The sequence below is a fragment of the Archangium lipolyticum genome, assembly GCF_024623785.1.
In the GTDB taxonomy this organism is placed as follows: domain Bacteria; phylum Myxococcota; class Myxococcia; order Myxococcales; family Myxococcaceae; genus Archangium; species Archangium lipolyticum.
This window is the reverse complement of sequence record NZ_JANKBZ010000007.1, coordinates 348,316-367,857: the sequence shown is the minus strand read 5'-3', so window position 1 is coordinate 367,857 and position 19,542 is coordinate 348,316. Positions and strand designations below refer to the sequence as shown.

Genomic DNA, 19,542 nt, shown 5'->3' with positions numbered 1-19,542 from the left:
TGCGACTGTCATCCACCGCATTTTCCAACAATCCTGGAATAAGGCGGTATTCAGTTTGAAAGCGATTTCATGCTACGCCAGGAGACGCGTCGCCGCCGTCCCCGCGTGTCGCGACGTGAAACCCAGACCCCCGAAAGCAAATCAAGACAATGCACAGCATCCTTCGAGCTGGATTCTCCGCCCTGCTGTTGGTGGTTCTCGCCTGGCAACCGGCCCAGGCCCAGACCCGGAGCACCAAGAGAGGCATCAGCTATGGCTACCATTCCGCGGAGGACATGAAGGCCCTCTCCAAGGGCATGAGCTGGTGGTACAACTGGTCCCCCACTCCCGAGGCGGGAGCCGCCAGCGTCTACTCGTCCGTGGGCGTCTCCTTCATGCCCATGGTCTGGGGAGGCACGCCGAACGCGGATCAACTGGCCGCCGCCATCCCCGCCGGAGCCGAGTACCTGCTGGGCTTCAACGAGCCCAACTTCCGCTCCCAGGCCAACATGACGCCCAGCCAGGCCGCGGCCCGCTGGCCCGTCCTGGAAGAGGTGGCGCGCCGCCGGAACCTGAAGCTGGTGTCCCCCGCGGTCAACTACTGCGGGGACTGCGTGTCGGAGGGAGGCGTGACCTATTCCGACCCGGTCACCTATCTGGATGCGTTCTTCGCCGCCTGCACCAACTGCAAGGTCGATTACATCGCCGTGCACTGGTACGCCTGCGATCTCCCGGCCCTCCAGTGGTACATCGGCCGGTTCAAGAAGTACAACAAGCCCATCTGGCTGACCGAGTTCGCCTGCGGAGACATGCCGCACGATCAGATCACCCTGGCCGTGCAGAAGAAATACATGACCGACGCGGTCACCTATCTGGAGAACGAGCCCGCTGTCTTCCGTTACGCGTGGTTCTCCGGCCGCAACAACCAGATTCCCAACATCAACCTGCTCGGCGCCTCGGGGCAGCTGACGGAGCTGGGGCAGCTGTACGTCAGCCTGCCCGCCGCTGGCGCGCAGACGGGCCGGCTGACGCCCGTGCTGGCCATGTCCTCGTCCGCGGAGAACAGCGGCACGGGTCCGGAGAAGGCCATCGACGGAAGCCTGAGCACCCGGTGGAGCAGCGCCTTCTCCGATCCCCAGTACCTCCTGCTCGATTTTGGCGCCTCGAAGAAGTTCACCCGCGTGCGCATCCAGTGGGAGGCGGCCTACGGCAAGGACTACCAGCTCCAGGTCTCCAACGATGCCGCCACCTGGACCCCCGTCTCCACGGTGGTGTCTGGAGATGGTGGCCTGGATGAGCACACCGGGCTCTCCGCCACTGGCCGGTTCCTGAGGATTCACGGGACCCGGCGAAGCACGGGGTATGGGTATTCCATCTACGAGGTGGAAGTCTTTGGCGAGTGAGGAGCGCCTCCACGTCAGAGCACGTCATCGCCTCTTTTCCCAGAAGGGCGCGCCCGGCCACCGGGTGACGGCCCGGTACCGCTCGCCCAGGGTGTCGAGGTAGTGCGGGTATCGGCTGTCGATGAGGTAGCGGTAGGCATCGAGGCTCGAGGACTCCCCCGCCCAGGCCGAGACGAGGGCCTGGGCGGCATAGAACCCGGTCCCGAGCGCCGAGCCGATGCCATAGGACGACAGGGGATCGAAGGACGCCGCCGCGTCCCCGACGGCGAACCATCCGGGGCCACAGGCCCGCTCCAGCCGCGAGCTGTGCGCCGGGTGCGCCGTGGGCGGCCCGGAGAGACGGAAGGCGCGTCCACCGAGCAGGGCCAGCGCATGCGGAGCCTCCCCCAGGGCCGCCAGGAACGCCTCCGGCTCGAGCACGGCCCGGTCCGCGAACAGCACGGCGGAGAAGCGCCCATCCGGAAGCCGGGCGACGTACCACCAGCCATTGCGCATCGCCTCGATGTGGATGGGGCTCGCGGCGGGCGGCGGAGCACCGCCGATGGGCTCCAGGAGCCCCCAACTTCCGACGAGCCCGTCGAACCGCTGGCGCTCCACTCCGAGCATCCGCGCGACCGCCGCGGCACGTCCCGTCGCATCGACGATGAAGTCGGTGTCGACCTCGAACCTCCCCCGCTCGCCCTCCACCGAGACCCGCCATCGGCCGTCCCCGCTCCGGGTGACCCCCGCCACCCGGTCCCCCTGACGCCAGAGCGCGCCTCGGGCCCGCGCGACCTCGGCCAGCCGGGCCTCGAAGGCGGCGCGGTCGAGCAGCCAGCCCTCACCGCTCACCTCGAAGAGCAGGTTGCGCTCCACCGGTTCGGCCCGCTCCCAGGCGGAGGCCATGCCCGTGAAGGGCCGGTGCGTTCCCTGCTCGAAGAGGTCCGACAATCCCAGACGGACCAGCAGCGGCTTGAAGCCAGGAGAGAGACACTCCCCCGGCTTGGACCGGGGGCGCTCGGCCCGTTCGAGCACCAACGCCTGGATGCCATGGGCCGCCAGCGCGATGGCCGTGGCCGCGCCCCCCGGGCCTCCTCCGGCGATGAGGACCCTCGGGAGACGCGCGTGCCCTCGCGGCTCAGTGCTGGTCGCGTCTGGCGACGATGCGGCCATGGGTCTTCTCCGGAGCGGCCGCGCGAGCCGTCGGGGCGGCCGCGGGCGGGGCGGCGATGGCGGCCCTGGCCACGAGCGCCAGCGGCACCGGCGCGGGGATGCCCGGCTGCGCATCGCCCTCGGCGACGAGGGTCATGGTGAAGGTCGCGTCGTTGGCCGTCAGCTCCGGTCCGATCTCCGTCTCCACCCAGAGGCGCTCCGGCAGCTCCACCTTCGCGAAGTCCCCGGGCCCCGGCCGCTCGGCGGCGATGCCCACCCGATCCCACAGGAAGACCATGTTGCTGATGCGATCCAGGTACTGATCCGACAGGTGGCGCAGCCAGTCGGGCCGGTTGTTGAGGTGCTTGTGCCGCTGGGCGATCGACAGCGATTCCTTCATGAGGCGCTGGTACGCGGTCTCCGGCAGGACCTGGTTGGGAACCCGTGCCGCCCAGAAGCTGGGAATGGGCAGGTAGGTGCCGAGCTCGTAACCCGCCAGGCAGCTCGCCTCGTCCGTCTGCCAGGGCACCCCCATGAACCGGGTGAGCGTCCCGGGACCACTCTCCTCGTGCGGGCCTCCGGGCCCGAGCGCGACCTCGGGGGTCAGCACCTCGCCGTAGTCCATCTTCACCGGAAGGCCCTCGGGCAGGACGTTGAGCCGGAAGGGCTTGCGCCACATCCTCGGGAGGCGGAGCGTCCAGGTCAGCTCGATCCCCGGGTGGAAGGGGCCTCCGAGGCAGTCCTCCAGGTTGGCCCGATCGAGCGCGTGCGGCTGGTCGTCCAGGGGGATCGCCTCGAAGGAAGCGGACGGGCAGGCGCGCTCCTTCGGGTCATGGGTGAAGCGGCCGTCCGCCCACGCGCGCAGCATCGCATACTGGGTCCGCGTCACCGACAGGCCGGTGCCCGGCACGCCCTGGAATTCGCCGAAGGCATCCCCATAGAAGGGAGGCAGGTAGGCCTGCTGCTCGACGGTGGAGTCCGGATCCCTGAACCAGCGGAACAGGCGCTGGCGCTCGGGCGCCGACGCATCCGAGGGATCCGCGAGCTTCGCGAGCAGCGCCGGAGCCAGCAGGTCGCTCGGGGAGCCGGTCCCGAAGAGGGTGAAGATGCCCCGGTTGACGTGCCCCAGGTTCACCATCCGCTCGAAGATGGGGAAGATGTCGCGCCAGAACGAGGGCTGCTCCGGCGCGGGAGGGAGGTTGCCCAGACGGGTGTGGAGGTCCAGCACCACGTCGTACATGGTGACCACCCCGTAGAGGCCCGGGCCGTAGTTGGGCGGCGCGACCACGACCATCGCGGGCTCCGCCTCCAGGGTCCGGTCGCCGAGCCGCACCGTCGCGCGCACCGGCCCATCCGAGGTGTCGTCGAACCAGTTGTTGTTGTTGGCGAAGGTGGTGGGATTGGAGCCATCGGACGCGCCCGACTGGCCACGCCCACCCAGCACCAGGAGCCGGCCCTTGTCGTCCGTGCGCAGCTCGCCCAGGTACACCTGGCGATTCACGAACATGCCGCTGTCGAAGTGGAAGCCAGGACCCTGCGTGTTGGCGCCGCTGATGGCCCGAGACCCCGGATCGATGGTGAGCACCTCGCGGGGAAGCGGGAAGTTGGCGTTGCGCCGGGGGGCCTGCAGGGCCAGCGGCCCGAGGTCCATCGCGTTGTGGAACTCGTACCAGGCAGCCTTGCGGTTGGCCAGGTGGACGCGCCATTCGATCTGCGCCTCATCCGCGGTGAGCTCCTTCACCACCCGCCCCTGGGCGTCGAAGCCATAGATGCGAAAGCGCGCGGCCTGCCGCTTGATGCGCCCTTCCTCATCCTTGAAGCGCATATCCGGGGGAGGTCTGGCACCGGGCACCTCCGGGCCGAGAAAGTGCTCGGTCAACGAGCTGCCGACCCGGGCGATGCCGATGGCGGGATAGATGGCACAGGAGACGATCTGGTCGTGAGATGAACACATGAATGCACCTGGTGGGTCCCACCCGAGCGTGGAACGTCAAGCGCATGGATGGAGTGCCACCCCGGTGGATGTGACGCGGCCCGGGTCCCGCTGAGCGAGCGAGCAGGTGAGCCCGGCCCTCCCGTGCCCCGAGGTTCGCGGAAGGCCCGCGGTGACTACCGCAGCCACTCGGCGACGCAGGTCCGGAGGGCCTCGTTGTCGATGGGCTTCTCGAGCCACCGCCGTTTCGAGAGGAACCGCTGCGCGTCCGGCGTGAAGGCTCCGCCGGTCAGGAAGAGCATCCTGGCGGCGACGTCCGGGGCACGGCGCGAGAGCTCCTCGTGCAGCTCCATGCCCGTCATCTGCGGCATCATCAGGTCGCACAGCACGAGATCGAACCGCCGCCCCGCCTCCACCAGCGCGAGGGCCTCCCGGCAGCTGGTGACGACGACCACGTCACACAAGGACCGCAGGATTCGCTGCGCCGAGGCTCCGACGAGCGGCTCGTCGTCCACCACGAGGACACAGCCGCCCTTCTGTCCGGTGACAGGAGCCCGGGGCTTCGACTGGCTCGCCGTGGACTCCCGCCGGGCCGCGGGCAGGGTGACACGGAAGGTACTGCCCTTTCCTGGCGTGCTCCGGACCGTGAGGCTTCCTCCGAGCCCCTCGATGATGTTGCGGGAGATGGACAGCCCCAGGCCCGTGCCCTCGCCCATGGGCTTGGTGGTGAAGAAGGGCTCGAAGAGGTGCTCGAGCACTTCCGGCCCCATCCCCTTCCCGGTGTCGCTCACCTCCACCACCACGAAGCCGCCCTCCTCCATGGCCGTGGTGACACGGATCTCATTCTCGTCCGCATGCCCCTCGGGGATGGCCTGGGCCGCGTTGACGAGCAGGTTGATGAAGACCTGGACCAGCCGGGCCTCGTTGGCCTCCACCCGGGCCGTCTCCTGGAAGTCCCAGGTGACGCGCGCCCGGTACCTCAGGGTGGTGGACGCGAACTTCAACGCCGCCTCGACGACCTGGCGGACCCTCAACACCTGCTTCTCTTCGTCCTTGTCGTCGCGGGCGAAGGTGCGCAGGTCCCGGACGATCCGGGCGACCCGTCTGGCTCCGTCCTGCGCTTCATTCAGCACCTGGGAGACCTCGCGCAGCTCCAGGACCACGTCGGGAGGCAGGTCCGGCGGCAGGGACGACAGCGCCTCCGTCGCGAAGCCGATGTTGGCGGTGACATAGGCGAGCGGGTTGTTGATCTCATGCCCCACGCCCGCCGCGAGCTGGCCGACGGCGGCCATCTTCTCCGTATGCATGAGCCGGCGATGGGTCTCCCGCAGCTTGCGCACCATGTCATTGAAGTCCCGGGTGAGCTGGCCCAGCTCGTCCTGGCTCGACACGGGGAGCACGGACTCCAGGTCGCCCTCCGCCACCCGGGCCGCCATCTTCCCGAGCCGCGAGATGGGCCGCACGAAGCCGGTGACGAGCCGCCACACGACGACCCCCAGGAGCGGCAGCAACAGCAGGCCGCAGGTGATCATGATCACCGTGCTGTAGACCGCACCGCTCTCCGAGACAGTCCTGGCGTTGGTGAGCACGAGCCTGACCGGAATCCCTGGTTCCTCGGGCAGCAGGGGGAGGGAGAGCACGAAACACGGCAGGGAGGCGTTTCCCGGCTCGAGTGGCGGCACGACCCCGAAGTAACCCCGGTAGCGCGGAACCTCGAGCACGAACTTCCCGATGTGGGGCTCGGCGCTCCACAAGGCCTCGGGGGGAACCGCTCCGAGGCCAGGAGTGATGCGCTTGCCCTCGGTGTCGTGAAAGGAGCTGGTGAGCAGCCCCTGCCGGTCGAGGAGTGTCACCTCCACCCCCGTGGCGGTGAAGACGAGATCCACGTAGGCATCGCTCATCAGGAAGCCCAGGACGAGCCAGCTCCGGGCACCGGCCTCCGTCCCCACCGCGGTCGTGACGGCGAACGCCGGGACCCGGCCGCACATCACGAATGACCGCGCGGGCGCGGCCCCGGGCGGCGGCCATCCCCCCGCTCCCTCCAGCTGGCAGCCGGGCAGACTGGTGGCGAGCACCGTGCCGCTCTCACCCACCACGGCCCAGAAATCCCCCTCCGGAAGCTTCACGAGCGAGTCCATCCGGGAGTGGAGCTCCGAGGACCGCCCGGTCGAGATGGCGTCCACGAGCACGGGATGCCCCGCCAGGAGCCGGGCCTGCACCTCGAGCCGCGTGAAGATCTGCTGGTGGATGGAGGCGTGCACGTTCTTCTGGGTGCCGCCCAACCACGCGGAGGCGGTCCTCGCGGCCACATAGAAGCTGATGCTGGAGCTGATGAGCGTGGTGATGACTGTCCCAGCAAGCACGACCCCCAACATGCTTGCGAGCCACCGTGTCTTGAGAGACATGCGCGGGCTCTTTCTCTTTCCCTTGTGGCCAGGACCCTGACCTGGATTTGAGCTTTCAGTTTATCCGAGCATTCCCGTTCCATTGCCAGGGCAGCAGCGGAATTCCTTCATCTCTCAACGAAAGCCTGCACACATTGAGAGAGATGAACGTACCCGGGGTCCGGTTGAAACAAAGGTCAAACAGGGAATACGGGCCGCGAATCCAGCTCTTGGCGGATAAGCAAGCTCTTTCTTCCGCGAGCAAGGCTCGACCGGCCCCAACTGTCATCTACCGGTCGCCTCATGGTAGAGTGCTGCTGAGATTTTGACCCCACACTGTAATCCTGTGACCGGGTGGAGGTCGCAAGCGGGGTCTTCCTGGACGAGAACCGAGAGGCGGATGTGAAGACCCAGGGCAGCGAGAGCGCATCCGGCGCGGACCCGACCGGCGAAACGACACGCCAGGAATTGATGCAAATGATTGCCCCACTCGTAGCCAGGTAGGAGTCCATGGAGCCATCACGCAAACCCGTCACCATCTTGATGGCGGATGACGATGAAGATGATCGGGAGTTCGCCCGCTGCGCGATGCGCGAGAGCCGGCTCGCCAACGAGTTCCGGTGCGTCGAGGACGGAGAGGACCTGCTCGACTACCTGTACCGCCGGGGCCGCCATGCCGACCCGAAGGAGTCTCCGCGGCCCGGGTTGATCCTCCTGGACCTGAACATGCCTCGCAAGGATGGCCGCGAGGCGCTGCGGGAGATCAAGTCCGACCCGACGCTCAGACACATTCCCGTGGTCGTGCTGACGACTTCCAAGGCCGAGGAAGACATCCTGCGCAGCTACAACCTGGGAGCGAACTGTTTCATCACCAAGCCGGTCTCCTTCGAGGGGCTCGTCGATGTCGTCAAGGTGCTCGACAAACACTGGTTCCAGCTCGTCGAACTCCCCCGCCCCCACGTCCCTGACGAGGCATGAGGAAGACACGCGCCCCATCCGGGTCCTGCTCGTCGAGGATGACGAGGATGACTTCGTCCTGGTGCGCGATGCCCTGACGTCCCTCCTCCCGAAGCGGATGGTGCTCGAGTGGGTGGACACCTGCGAGCAGGCGCTCGCGGAGATGGAGCTGGGGCATTACGACGTCTGCCTGCTCGACTACCGCCTCGGCGCGAGCACGGGGCTGGAGCTGCTCGAGCAGGCACGGAGCAAGGGGTGGCAGATCCCGGCCATCCTGTTGACCGGCGCGGTGGATGAGGCGGTCGACTACCGGGCGATGGAGGCCGGAGCCGCCGACTTCCTCATGAAGGCGCAGCTGACCCCGGAGCTGCTGGAGCGGTCGATCCGCTACACCCTGCAGCACGCGCGGATGCTGGAGGCGCTGCGCCGGTCACAGGCCAGCTTCCGTGAGCTCATCGAGCGGCTGCCCGATGGCATCTGCGTGCTCCAGAACGAGCAGCTCGTCTACGCCAACCCCGCGCTCGTCAGGCTGGTCGGGTGGCACTCCCCGAACGAGCTCGTGGGGCGCTCGGTGCGCGAGCTGGAGGAGAGCCTCTTCCACCCGGAGGATCAGGCGCGCCTCACCCTCGAGTTCCGCGAGGCCCAGCGGGAAGGAAGGCCGGTTCCCCCTTGTGAGCTGCGCCTGCTGCGCAAGGAGGGCGGCATCGTCCCCGTGGAGATCGCCCAGCTCTCCGTGGTGTTCGATGGCCAGCCGAGCCTGGTCCGCATCGTGAGAAACCAGACCGAACGCAAGCAGATGCAGGCCCGGCTGCTGCTCTCGGACCGGATGGCCTCGCTCGGGACACTCGCCGCGGGGGTCGCGCACGAGATCAACAACCCGCTCTCCTATGTGATGACCAACCTCAGCCACCTGGAGGCGGACGTGCTCCCACGCCTGGTGCCCTCCGGCGGCGACCACGAGGAGATCCGCAAGCTGCTCTCCGATGCCCAGGAGGGCCTCGTCCGCGTGCGCGACATCGTCCGGCAATTGAAGATGTTCACGCGCGCGGAGGAGCAGGCGCGGCCCGAGCCCGTGGACGTCCGGCACGTGCTCGAGGGCTCCATCCGAATGGCCTGGAACGAGCTCCGGCACCGCGCACGGCTGGTGCGCGACTACGCGGAGCCGCTCCTGGCCGAGGCGAACGAGGGCCAGCTCGGGCAGGTCATCCTGAACCTGCTGGTGAACGCGGCGCACGCCATCCCGGAAGGGAACGTGGAGCGCAATGAGATCCGCGTCGTCACGCGGCGCCACCCCGAGGGGGTGATGATCGAAGTGCGCGATACGGGCTCGGGCATCCCGGCGGACCTGCTCGCCAAGGTGTTCGAGCCGTTCTTCACGACCAAGCCCGTGGGCACGGGGACGGGGCTCGGCCTGTCGATCTGCCACGGCATCGTGACCAGCTTCGGTGGACGCATGGAGGTGGAGAGCACGGTGGGACGGGGAAGCACCTTCCGGATCATCCTGCGCGCCGCCACCGCGCCCCTCCAGGCCCCACGCGCGCCCCCGGAGCAGGCCCACGCGGCGCCCACGCGGGGCCGCATCCTCGTCGTGGATGACGAACCGATGATCGGCGTGGCCGTCCGCCGCTCGCTCCAGCGCCACCACGAAGTCGTCACGCTGACGAGCGCGCGTGAAGCCCTCGCGCGGCTCCAGGGCGGGGAGCACTTCGACCTCATCCTGAGCGACCTCATGATGCCGGAGATGAGCGGAATGGACCTGCACCAGGAGCTCTCCCTCCACCTGCCCGGAATGACGGAGCGCATGGTGTTCATGACGGGTGGGGCCTTCACGCCCGATGCCCGCGCGTTCCTGGAGCGGATCGAGAACCCTCGGCTCGAGAAGCCCTTCTCCACCCAGGAACTCCAGCAGCTGGCACGGGAGCTGCTCGGCGGAACCGGCAGGTAGAGCAAGGAGGAAATTACTGGAACAACGAAAGATTACGCCTTGACGGATATCCTCATTTTATGGGAAAACGAGGAAAGAGTTCGACACTCTGTCGAACCGGAGGAACCGCCATGCGCATTCGCCGACTCGTTTCCATCCTCCCCTTCGTGCTCCTCGGGACCGCTTGCGGCGTCGACACCACGGACGTCGACGCTCAGGCCACCCCGGGGACGACTGACAGCGGCCTGTCCTCCGTCGCTGGAGGGAGGGGCCTGCAGCAGCTCAAGGCGCAGCGGCCCGAGTTCCTCCGCGGGGCGGGTGAGCTGTCGTTCAAGCGCGCACTGGTCGACATGCGCGGCAGGAGCCACGAGCGCCTGACGCAGAGCATCAACGGCGTCTCGGTGTTCGGCACCCAGGCCATCATCCACTTCGAGGAGGACGGCTCCATCGGGTCGGTCACCGACCGCCTGGCCCGCGACATCCGGGTGGACACCACCCCCAGGCTCCGGGCCGACGAGGCCACACAGCTGGCGATCTCCCAGGTGGGCGGCGCGAGCACCCTGGTGGGCGAGCCGAAGTCGGACCTGCAGATCCTCCCCGGGAGCAAGGGCGCCCGGCTGACCTGGCGCGTGCGGCTCGAGACCGTCACGGCCAGGGGCGAGCCCTCGATGCCGAACCTCTTCATCGACGCGCACACGGGCGAGCTCGTCCAGCAGTTCGACAACCTGCAGACCAGCCGCAACCGCAGGACCTACACCGCGGGCAACCGGACGACGCTGCCCGGCACGCTGGTGCGCTCCGAGGGACAGGCGCCCTCGGGCGACGCCGTCCTGGACCAGGCGCACGACAACGCGGGCTTCACGTACGACTTCTACTACAGCATGTTCGGGCGTGACAGTTACAACGGCGCTGGCGCCACCCTCAGCTCGTCCGTGCACTACAGCAGGGACTACGTGAACGCGTACTGGGACGGGACGCAGATGGTGTACGGCGACGGCAACGGGGTGGACTCCTCCGCGCTGACGGTGCTCGACGTCGTGGCCCACGAGCTCACCCACGCCGTCACCGACAACTCGTCGGACCTCATCTACTCGAACGAGTCGGGCGCCCTCAACGAGGCCATGTCCGACATCTTCGGCGCCTCCATCGAGGCCTTCCGGGATGGAGCCGTCAGCGGCAACACCTGGAAGATTGGCGAGGAGTGCTGGACCCCGGCCACCCCGGGCGACGCGCTCCGCTACATGAACGACCCTGCCATCGCTGGTGACTACGACTACTACCCCACCCGCTACACGGGCACCTCGGACAACGGCGGCGTGCACTGGAACTCGGGCATCGCCAACCTGGCCTTCCAGCTGATGGTGTCCGGCGGCAGCCACCCGCGCGGCAAGACGAGCAACGTGGTGCCGGCGCTCGATGCCAACCCCTACAGCAGCATCATGAAGGGCGCGGCCATCTTCTACCGGGCCAACACCGTCTACCTGACCCCGAGCAGCACGTTCGGGGACGCGCGCAACGCCACGGCGAAGGCCGCCGCCGACCTCTACGGCTCGGCCGCCGTCACCTCCGTCAACGAGGCGTGGAGCGCGGTGGGCGTGACCCCCGCCCCGGTGTTCACGACGCTCGCCACCCAGAGCAACCTGTCCGGCGCCCGGAGCAGCTCGACGAACTTCAGCTACGTCACGCCGGCCGGCGCGACCGCGATCAAGTTCGAGATGTCCGGCGGCTCGGGTGACGCCGACCTGTACGTGAAGTTCGGCAGCGCGCCCACCACCACCAGCTACGACTGCCGGCCCTACGCCTCCGGCAACAACGAGACCTGCACCTTCAACCCGGCGAAGCAGGGCACGTACTACGTCATGATCCGCGGCTACTCGGCCTACTCCGGCGTCACCCTCAAGGTGAGCTCCGCGCAGTAACCCCGGGCAGCACCCAATCCCCCCCACACCGGCGCGGCGGCCAGTCCTGGCGCCGCGCCGGTCGTTTTTCCTGGGTGACTACAGCAGGAAGTCCGCCCAGGGACCGGAGACCTCGACCGAGCCTCCCGCCTCGCGCGCCCAGATGCGCGGGTCGTACATCGCCTCCGCCTCGACGGGCGGCAGCGTGAACTTCCCGGACGTCACCGCGCGCACCGCGTAGATGACCGTCTTCGTCTCGCCCGCGTCCAGGGCGCCGAAGACCTCCACCCGGTCGTCCCGGAGGTTCACGTAGTCCGCGCTCCACTGCTCCTCGCTGGAGGCCCACTCCACCTGGCCCCCGCGTCCGAGCCGCGCGTTCTCGATCTCCCAGCCCGCCGGCAGCCGGTCCACCAGGGCGATGTTCTGGATGCGCTCACCCGAGGTGTTCTTGATGCGGACCTGCACGTAGACGAGGTCCGCCAGGTTCACCGGGCCGCCGCCCTGGACGTCGAGCGTGTCGCCCTCCAGGTTGCGGTAGGTGCGCTCGAGGGTGAGGCCCTCTCCGCCCGTGCGGTACTGCCCGTCCGCGCGCACGCCCTCGCTGGCCATCACCAGGTAGAGCTTGCCCTCGCCCTTCTCCGGCACCTTGAGGTTGAGGCCCTTGCGCTCGCTCGCGCGCACCAGCGCCCAGGTGCGGTCCGAGGCACGCTGCTTCCCGCCGTCCTTGGTGGCCACCTCCTTGCCGTCCGCCGACAGCACGGGCGGGGAGAACTTGGAGGCAGCCCCCGCCACGCGCTTGCCCAGGCCGGTGATGCCCCAGACCAGCTCCTGCGTGGTGTAGGAGCCGCTGTTCTGAGCCTTGAGGGCCTCGGCCACGCGCTGCGCGAGCGGCTCGCCCGCCGGGTCTTCCCCGAACAGGTCCTGGAACGTGCTCAGCATGAAGCCGCGCCGGCGCCGGTCCGAGTAGAAGGACCAGCCATTCCACCGCTCCTCCACCACCGCCGAGACGTCCGGGTTGCGCAGGTCCTTCTCGTAGCGGCGGTCTCCCGCCATGTACAGCGCGGCCTTGAGCATGAAGTCCTGCTCCGCGCGCTGGCTGTTGCTGTAGAACTTCTGGTTGCCGAGCTGGTCGATGAGCTTCTGCACGCGCGCCTTGTGGCCCTTGCCGGCCATGGCCAGCACGTAGTGCATGTAGGCCTCGGAGCCATCATTATAGGACCCCGGACCGGAGCGGCCCTCGCGGCGGGTCACCTGCTGGTTCATCCACTCGAGCGCGCTGTCGATGCGGTCCTGGGGGACGGCGTACTTGAGCTTCTGCGCGTCCAGGAGCAGGTGCGCGGCGTAGGCCGAGCCCCACTCCACCGGCTCGGTGGCGCCCGGCCAGTAGCTGAAGCCGCCCGAGGGCGTCTGCATGGAGAGCACCCGGTTCACGCCCGACATCACCATGTCCTCCAGCTTCGCGCTGGCGGTGAGCGTCGGGTCCACGCTGTCGATGAGCCCGGAGACGTAGAGCAGCGGACGGGTGGAGGACGTCGTCTGCTCGATGCAGCCGTACGGGTAGCGCACCAGGTACGAGAGGTGCTGGAAGGACTCGGCGTAGGGGTTGGTGGTCACCCAGAACGTCGAGCGCTCGCTGGTGGGCATCCAGCCCTCCATGTAGGGCGCCAGGTCCAGCGTGCCAGCGGCCAGCTCGATGCGCTGCACCTTGCGCTCGCGCGGGCCCGCGGGGAGGAAGGGCACGTCGAGCTGCTCGAAGGAGGTGTGTCCACCGCCCTCGGCCGTCACCTTGAGGCGGGCGGCGCCCACGGCCTGGACGGCCTTGGCCTGGAAGACGAGCGTGGCCGCCTTGCCATTCTCCAGCCGCACCTTGCCCTCGCTCTTGCCGAGCAGTTGCAGCGGTGAGGCCATGGACGCGGGCATGGCCATGCCCGGCACGGGGAGGTTCTCCGCGGAGAGGGACACCTTCACGTCCTGCGGCTTGCCGGAGAGGTTGGTGACGAAGACGGGGATCTGGATCTCATCGCCCTGGCTGAGGAAGCGGGGCAGCGTCGTCTGGAGCACGAGCGGGTCGCGCACGAGCACCTGCGCGCTGGCGTGACCGATGCGCTTGGGGCCGCTCGTCACCACCATGACGCGCACCGCGCCGCGGTACTGGGGCAGCTTGAAGGGGACGCGCAGCTTGCCGTTGGAGGGCACGGGCAACACGCCGCTCCAGAGCGCCACGGGCTTCACCGGCTGTACGCGGCCCGAGGCGTCACCGCCCTCGTCACCACCGGTGGAGCGGCTGGCGCCCGCGGGCGGAATCAGCAGCGTCCACCCGAGCGTCTCGTACGTCTGCACGCCCAGGGCCCGCTTGGTGAAGAGATCCTGGATGGGATCGGGGCTCTGGAAGCGCGTGAGCGAGAGGATGCCCTCGTCCACCACGGCCACGGTGGCGAAGGTGCCCGGCTCCACGGAGCCCAGCTCCAGGTCCACGGGGAGGTTGTCGTTGGAGCGCACCTCCTTGGGCACGTTGAGCGTGACGGACTGCACGTAATCCACCGGCTCCAGCTTCATGCTGGCCACACCGAAGGCCCGGTCCGGCATGAAGGCCTGGGCGGACTCGAGGTGCGGATCCTTCACCAGGAAGGCACTGACGTAGACGTTGGGCGCGAAGGCCGAGGGCTTGAAGCTCCACGACACCTCACCCGGCTCCACCGCCTTCCACTCGGCGGCCTGCACCCCATCCGTCTCGGCGGTGAAGAGCATGCGGCCGCGGTAGGGCGCCTTCACCTTCACGGTGATGGAGTCCCCCACCTTCGCCGAGCGCGGCAGCTCCACCGCGAGCGACGTGGGCCGGGCCGGACGGGGCGTCTGGTCCACCCGCGAGGAGGACTCGTCCGACCAGTAGTAGCGGCCGTTGCCCTCGAGCTGCAGGTCCGTCTGCGCCGCGCCGGACTTCACGCGCACCAGGTAGCCCGCGGCGTCCGTGGACGGCGTCACCTGGAAGGAGAACTTGCCCCCCTCGGGCTTCGCGGTGGTGCGGCCCTCGCGCACGGGGCGCAGGTGGCGCTGGTAGCGCTCCTCACCGGACTCCTCGTCGTAGAAGTAGCCGTACTCCTCGTCCAGCCGCAGGTACTCCACCTCGAGGGGCTTCACCGCCTTGCCGTAGGGAGCGCCCTGCCAGTCCACCACCACACCGGTGACGGTGAAGGGCTGGCCGGCCTTCACCTTGTCCACGTTGGCCTGGAGGCCCACGTAATACGCCTCCGGGTGCACCGGCACGGAGGCCTCGCCCACCGTGGAGCGGCCACTGCCGGCCTCGAAGACGCTGGCCTGTGCCACCAGCCTCGCCGGGCCCTTGAAGCCACCCGCGTCCTGCTGGGCCGGGCAGCGCACCAGCGTGCGGCCCTTCGCGTCCAGCTCGCCCTTCACCTGCCCCAGCACGGTGGCCTTGACCTCCGTGCCCTCCGGACGCCACACGCCATAGGCGTACTGGGCATTGTCCTTCGGGCTGAAGACGGACGGCACCAGCCGGCACGTCACCTCCACCGGGCTGCTCTCCGCCGAGCCGCCGAAGAGGTACGCGGCCTCCACCGTCAGCGGCACCTCCTCGCCTTGCAGGTAGCCGGGCTTCTCGGCGCGCGCCGTCACCTTCATGCGCTCGGGGACGAACTCCTCCACGTTGAGGCCGTACGAAGCGACCTGCTTGTCGGCGACGCTCAGCACCACGCGGTAGGCGCCCGTGTCCTGATAGGCCTCGAAGGGCACGTCCAGCGACACCAGGCCCGCCTCGTTCGTCTTCAGCGTCACCTTCTTCAGGTCGCGCTCGCGAGGGTCCACCACCTTCAGCACCACCGGCATGCCCGCGGGCGGCGCCACGTCGTCCTGTCCGCGCAGCACCGCCACCACGTGCGCGGTGTCTCCCGGGCGGTACACGCCGCGGTCCGAGTACACGGAGGCGCGGTAGGGCCTGTCGGAGCGGTACGGCTCGCCCTGCACGTCCGAGTTGGCGATCTCCGTCTTCAGCTCGCTGTACTTGAGGTAGGTGAACTCGTCGCCCTTGCGCGCGAGCAGGGCGAAGGGCTCGGCGGTGTCCACGCCCGGAGCGGGGACGGTGAGCTTGCAGCCGTCGGCGCCGCCGGTGGTGCAGCGGGTCACCACCTGGCCGCTCTTCTTCACCAGGGACACCTCGACGCCGGACAGCGGCTCGGTGGTCTCCATGCCGAGCGCCCAGACCCAGACCTCCTCCTTCGCGTCCGAGCCCCTGGGCGCCAGGCCCCGCTTGGCCACGAGGCTCAGGTCCGTGAGGAGGATGCGCGAGGCCGCCGACTTTCCTCCATGGCCCGAGGCGGTGATCTCCACCAGGCCCTTGGTGCTGGCGGGCACGAGGCTGCCCACGTCGAGCCAGGTGGTGGCCAGCGTGTCCTGGGCACCCTGCACCGGCATCTGCTTGCGCAGCAGCACGTTGGAGGTGCGCTCGTCGGCGGCCTCCTGGCCGTCCGAGCTCATCCAGAAGAGGAGGTTCTCCTGGGGCACGTGCCGCACGACGAGCTCCACCGCATCCAGGTTGAGGTGGTTGAGGGGCAGGTTGCGCCAGGCGCTGCGCGGCAGGTAGCGGCCGGTGGTGCCGAAGCTGAGCTGCGGGCTGCGCGCGGAGATGGAGAAGGAGCGCTCGTAGGTGGACAGCAGGGTGCCCCCCGTCGTCGAGACGGCGCCCGCGTCGATGCGCATGGCGTAGGAGCCACGCTTGAAATCACCGAAGACGCGGAAGCCCCAGCGCGAGGGTGACACGGAGAGCTTCACCGGCGGGTTGAAGTGGATGGCCTCCTCGGCCACGTCGTCATCCAGGCTGCAACGGTCCCCACCGTTGCCGTAGTAGTCGTAATCCTCCTCGCCCTCCTCCTGGCTGCGCTCCGCTTCGCTGGCCACCTCGCGGCAACGGACCTCGATGTAGTGGCCGGTGGCGCCCTCCTGCACATAGGCGTTGGTGATGTCGAGGCGCTTGCCGACGAGCAGCTTGAAGGAGCCCTCGCCCGCGGGAGCGGTGCCCCCGTTGCGGACGGTGGAGGTCAGACCCGGCTTGAGGGAGAAGCGCACCTCGGAGCCCGGCTTGAGGCTCGCGCCGCCGAGCGCGGCGACGACGGTGTTCCGGTCCGTGGGCAACGTGCGCAGCTTCACGTCGGACAGCGCCTTGCCGTCCACGGAGAAGGCGATGAAGCGGCGCACGGTGGCCACGTCCACGGGGCCGGAGAAGACGAGGTCCGTCTCCACCTTGCCCTTCTTCACGTCCATCTGCCGGGGAGACAGGCGCAGGAAGGTGAAGGCGGGCGTGGTGAAGGAGCGGCTCCACTCACCCGAGGCCTTGGGCTTCACCACGGTGCCATCGCCCAGCTCCAGCGCGTCGAGGGAGACGGTGTACCCGGTCTTGAAGGCGAAGCTGTCGCGCGGGGTGAAGACGAGCGTGGAGCCGCTGCGGAAGGTCAGCGAGCCCGGCACGTCCGGCGTGACGGTGACGACGGTGCCCTTGCGCACCTCGTTGTCCTCGGGAGCCACCGCGCGGGGGAATTCGAGCACCACCTCGCGCGGCACCATGCCCTCGGAGCCGAGCTCACGGATGACGGGGGAGAGGGACTCGGCCGAGGGCGGGGTGCTCGGCGTGGACGTGCCGCTGGCCGAGGCACCCGGCGTGGAGGCCGGAGTGGACGGCTGCGGGGTGTTCTTGGACTCGTCCTTCTTGCAACCGGCGAGCGCGCCCACCAGCAGTGCCGCCAACAACCAACATGCCCTGCTCGCGCGGGACGACTTCGGGATCGGGACAGACCGCGGACCCATGGAACCTCATGTAGAGGGGATGTGGATGGAAGCACACGGCCCGAGCGCGTCCCCCCACGCGTCCGAGCGCCCACACGGTGGCCGGCGAGCCTTGGCCCGGCTCGACCTGGGTGGGACATTGGAAATCAGTGGAGACGCTAGGGCGGCTCGTGGGGGGAGGTCAACGACGGGAGAGGCCGCGTTAAGGTGCGCGCCCCATGCCCCTGCCCATCCGACTCGTGCTGCTGCGCCCACGCAACGCGGAGAACCTCGGTGCCGCCGCCCGCGCCATGAAGAACTGCGGGCTGTCCGAGTGGACCTGGGTCCACCCCGAGGCCGAGGACCTCGCCCCCGCGCGCCGGCTCGCCGTCCACGCCGAGGACGTGCTGGAGGCCGCTGGCCGCGCGGACTCGCTCGATGCCGCCGTGGCCGATTGCGTCTGGGTGGTGGGCACCAGCTCGCGCAAGGTCGAGGGCAAGCGGCGGCTGTCCCCCCGGGCCGTGGCCGAGGAGATGGTGCAACGCGCCGCCCAGGGCCCGGTGGCGCTCGTCTTCGGGGATGAGCGCAGCGGGCTCACCAACGCCGAGGTCGAGCGCTGCCACGACCTGTCCGCCGTCCCCACCGCTCCCGAGCAGCCCTCCATCAACCTCGCCCAGGCCGTGTTGCTGTACGCCTATGAGCTGCGGATGGCCTCGCTGGCCGCCTCGCCTCCTCCGGCCGCTCCCCTCCCCGTGGCCGCCACGGATACCGAGCTGGCGCTGGTGGAGTCCGCTCTGGAGGAGACCCTCGTCGCCGGGAAGTTCCTCGTGGATGAGAATCCCCAGGGCCGCACCGGGCTCCGGGACCTGTTCGCCCCACTCCGGCGCTCCCGGCTCACGCGCAAGGAGGCGCGCTTGTGGCTCGCCGCCCTGCATACGTTGGCGAAACGGCTTCGCTCGAGGGGCTCGGGGGGGTGACCCTCACCCTGGCCCTCTCCCGGAGGGAGAGGGAGTTAGCGCCCCGTTCCCAGGAGCTTCGACAGCAGCTTCGGGTCGTCCGGAATCAGCCCCGCCTTCGGCAGCCTCCTCAGCAGTTCCTTCCAACGCGCGTCCATCTTGTACGTCTTCTGGAAGAGCGGCACCGCCTCGTCCACCTTCCCCACGTTGACGAGCGACACCGCGTGCCAGAACACCATCTCCGCGTTCCCCGGCGCCAAGGCCTCCGCCGCCGAGTACGCCTTGAGCGCCGCGTCCGTCTCCTTGCGCTCGACGGCCAGGTCCCCCTCGTTCATCAGGTTGTAGGCCCGCTGCAGGGTCACCAGCCGGCGCAGCTCCTTGAGTGGCGCGGGGTGATCGTCCACCCGCAGGTCGAACCGGCGGTCCGCCCAGGGACGCCCCGTCGGCTTCCCCGACACCACGATGAGCGCAGCGGACTGCCGACCCCGGATGTCGCCTCCCTGTGCCTCCGCCGCCTCGAGCGCCGCCAACATCCGCTCGGCCAGGTCGCCCTTCGCCTCCCGGAAGGCCTTGGCCATCGCCGGCCACACGGTGTCCTTCTCCATCATGTTGGCCTGCACGGAGAAGTTCTCCCCCACGACGTGGCCCGCGGCGGTGATGCACTTCTCCCCCGTGTGGGCCGACACCTTGCCTTGCGCGTCGATCATCGCCACCTGCCGCACCTGGCTCGCCGAGTCCGCGGCCAGCAGCCCCGCCAGGGCCTCGGTGGCACTCCGGCCCGCGCGCATCAGGTCCAACCCAAGCTTCCCGTAGGTCGGATCCACGAAGGACTGGGTCGCCACTGCTCCCACGCCCGCCTCGGCCCAGGGAACCGTCGAGCCCACCGAGAACCAGTGCGACTGCACCGCCACGCCCAGCTCTCCCGTTTCGGGGTCGCGCGCCACGATGGAGTAGGTGTGAACGGGACGCTTGGGAACAGGAGCGGGCTCGGCGGCGAGAGCCGGCACCGCGAGCAGGATGAGCGGCAGGATGGAGCGCACCAGGTGACCTCCAGGGATGGGGGCCGGGGAGCCTGGGCGAGCGGGCGTCCGGAGGCAAGCCGGCTCCTCCTCCCGGCCATCCGGCGAGCAGCCAGGAAGCGTCCCCCGTGAAGCGGGCTCCAGGTCCCTACCTTCTCTGAAGATTCCACACGGGAAGGAGCGAAC

The 19,542-nt window shown here is 69.0% G+C and carries 10 protein-coding genes; 5 read left to right on the top strand and 5 right to left on the bottom strand.

The window, feature by feature from the left end; translation table 11 throughout:
* Window positions 1-149: 149 nt before the first annotated feature.
* Window positions 150-1,382 (top strand): glycosyl hydrolase, encoded by a 1,233-nt coding sequence (locus tag NR810_RS18380; protein WP_257454061.1) that lies wholly within the window; start codon window positions 150-152, stop codon window positions 1,380-1,382.
* A gap of 24 nt (window positions 1,383-1,406) precedes the next feature.
* Here the strand turns inward: NR810_RS18380 and NR810_RS18375 are convergent, their stop codons facing one another.
* The 3 genes from NR810_RS18375 to NR810_RS18365 all read right to left on the bottom strand — a co-directional run bounded on the left by NR810_RS18375 (window position 1,407) and on the right by NR810_RS18365 (window position 6,851).
* Window positions 1,407-2,534: a tryptophan 7-halogenase gene (locus tag NR810_RS18375; RefSeq protein WP_257454060.1), complete on the bottom strand. Its 1,128-nt coding sequence runs from the start codon at window positions 2,532-2,534 to the stop codon at window positions 1,407-1,409.
* A complete protein-coding gene (locus NR810_RS18370; RefSeq protein ID WP_257454059.1) occupies window positions 2,500-4,467 on the bottom strand; it encodes a LodA/GoxA family CTQ-dependent oxidase in 1,968 nt (655 codons plus the stop codon). The genes NR810_RS18375 and NR810_RS18370 overlap by 35 nt, the downstream gene beginning before the upstream one ends.
* Before the next feature lie 155 nt (window positions 4,468-4,622).
* Complete coding sequence (locus NR810_RS18365) at window positions 4,623-6,851, bottom strand: hybrid sensor histidine kinase/response regulator (RefSeq protein ID WP_257454057.1); 2,229 nt, start codon at window positions 6,849-6,851, stop codon at window positions 4,623-4,625.
* Window positions 6,852-7,340: 489 nt separating this feature from the next.
* Here NR810_RS18365 and NR810_RS18360 point away from each other — a divergent pair, with 489 nt between their 5' ends.
* The 3 genes from NR810_RS18360 (at window position 7,341) to NR810_RS18350 (ending at window position 11,630) form a co-directional block, all read left to right on the top strand.
* Window positions 7,341-7,808 carry a response regulator gene (locus NR810_RS18360; RefSeq protein WP_257454055.1) on the top strand — a complete coding sequence of 156 codons (468 nt, stop codon included), beginning with the start codon at window positions 7,341-7,343 and terminating at the stop codon, window positions 7,806-7,808.
* Window positions 7,795-9,732: an ATP-binding response regulator gene (locus tag NR810_RS18355; RefSeq protein WP_257454143.1), complete on the top strand. Its 1,938-nt coding sequence runs from the start codon at window positions 7,795-7,797 to the stop codon at window positions 9,730-9,732. The genes NR810_RS18360 and NR810_RS18355 overlap by 14 nt, the downstream gene beginning before the upstream one ends.
* Before the next feature lie 110 nt (window positions 9,733-9,842).
* Window positions 9,843-11,630 (top strand): M4 family metallopeptidase, encoded by a 1,788-nt coding sequence (locus tag NR810_RS18350; RefSeq protein WP_257454053.1) that lies wholly within the window; start codon window positions 9,843-9,845, stop codon window positions 11,628-11,630.
* Between the two features lie 78 nt (window positions 11,631-11,708).
* Here NR810_RS18350 and NR810_RS18345 read toward each other — a convergent pair whose 3' ends face one another.
* Complete coding sequence (locus NR810_RS18345) at window positions 11,709-17,423, bottom strand: Ig-like domain-containing alpha-2-macroglobulin family protein (RefSeq protein ID WP_257454051.1); 5,715 nt, start codon at window positions 17,421-17,423, stop codon at window positions 11,709-11,711.
* A gap of 197 nt (window positions 17,424-17,620) precedes the next feature.
* On the opposite strand from NR810_RS18345, the gene NR810_RS18340 reads away from it, so the two are divergent.
* A complete protein-coding gene (locus NR810_RS18340; RefSeq protein WP_257454050.1) occupies window positions 17,621-18,358 on the top strand; it encodes an RNA methyltransferase in 738 nt (245 codons plus the stop codon).
* 35 nt (window positions 18,359-18,393) lie between these two features.
* Here NR810_RS18340 and NR810_RS18335 read toward each other — a convergent pair whose 3' ends face one another.
* Window positions 18,394-19,377: a DUF1028 domain-containing protein gene (locus tag NR810_RS18335; protein ID WP_257454049.1), complete on the bottom strand. Its 984-nt coding sequence runs from the start codon at window positions 19,375-19,377 to the stop codon at window positions 18,394-18,396.
* Between the last annotated feature and the right edge of the window lie 165 nt (window positions 19,378-19,542).